A 1,229-nucleotide genomic window follows, 5' to 3' on the forward strand; every position below is an offset into this window, starting at 1 on the left:
GGAGTTCACGACTGCCACCACCGCGATCGGCGACGTGACCGACGCGGGCGCGGTCACCCGTGACGGTGCTGAGCCGGGCGACGCGCTCTGCGTCACCGGCGAGTGGGGCCGGTCCGCGGCCGCGCTGCGACTATTTAAAAAGGAATCCGACGAGGCGATCGAGCACGCCAACGAGCTGTTCCGGTTCACGCCGCGCGTGGCCGACGGGCTCGCGCTGGCGGGGACGGCGACCGCGATGATGGACTCCTCGGACGGCTTGGCGCGGTCGTGCCACCAGCTCGCCGAGGCGAGCGGGGTCGGGATCGAAATCGAGCGCGGGGCAGTTCCGGTCCATCCCGCGGTCGAGGAGGTGGCCGAGGGCTCGGCGGAGCGGTTCGAGCTGGCGGCGCACTTCGGCGAGGACTTCGAGCTGCTGTGTACGGTGCCGGAGGAGGAAGTTTCGGGGCTCAGCGAGGCGTGTCCGGCTGGGCTCACGCGGATCGGGACGGTGGTCGAGCGAAGCGAGACGGAGACTGAGGCGCGCGTCACGGCCGACGGCGAGGCGTTACCCGACCGCGGCTACACGCACGGAGATGAGTAGGCATCGAGCTTCGCGGCAGTCAGTTCGTCGCTCGATACGCCTGTCCGCCGCGAACGAGGCCCAAGAACCCGAAGAACAGGTAAGGGACGACGAGATCTGTCAGCCCCCGGTCCAGAGCGCCGAGGACGGCGAACGCGAGCGCGAGGACTCCGACGAGTAGCATGACGAGCGAGTACGCTCGTAGTCTCCGGGCGATCAAGCACACACCGGCGACGGTGACCAACGACAAGAGACCGCTCAGGGGGGCGCCGCGCTGAAAGGAGGTGTAAACGAAAATCGCTCCGAGGAGTGCCACGACGGTGACCCCCACACTCGTGCGGTCGAGGCGTAACCCTTGGTTGCTCACGTCCGTGCTACCGTGCCATACCTGAAAAGGTCAGCTATTCTGGTCAAACGGACGTTATTTCGCTCGCGTGAGAGACGCTTCCACCGAGACTCGCGAAGCCCCGGCCGGGAGGACTCGATGCGCTCGCTGCGCTCCTCGTCGCTCACTGCGTTCGCTCCTGCGGTGTCGCCGGCGGCTTCGCCGCCGGCTATCCGTGGCGCGTAGCGCCACGCTGCTTGCGTCGCGCGTCTTCGTCCTCCCGGCCGCCCCTTCGAGTCCCACCCCGCACAGCACCGCAACCGCACCTCACGCCTACCCAGCCTC

Annotated in this window: 3 protein-coding genes; 1 reads left to right on the forward strand and 2 read right to left on the reverse strand. The window is 68.3% G+C overall.

Annotated elements, in window-relative coordinates:
* The coding region (locus U4E84_RS17895; protein WP_322533426.1) for an AIR synthase-related protein at positions 1–580 on the forward strand (580 nt) is incomplete at its 5' end.
* Positions 581–599: 19 nt separating this feature from the next.
* Here U4E84_RS17895 and U4E84_RS17900 read toward each other — a convergent pair.
* Positions 600–926, reverse strand: coding sequence for a hypothetical protein (locus U4E84_RS17900; protein ID WP_322533427.1), 327 nt, complete (start codon positions 924–926; stop codon positions 600–602).
* Positions 923–1,229: hypothetical protein (locus tag U4E84_RS17905; protein WP_322533428.1), on the reverse strand; the 307-nt coding region annotated here is incomplete at its 5' end. The genes U4E84_RS17905 and U4E84_RS17900, both read right to left, overlap by 4 nt.

The sequence above is a fragment of the Halorubrum sp. AD140 genome (assembly GCF_034497445.1).
In the GTDB taxonomy this organism is placed as follows: Archaea; Halobacteriota; Halobacteria; order Halobacteriales; family Haloferacaceae; genus Halorubrum.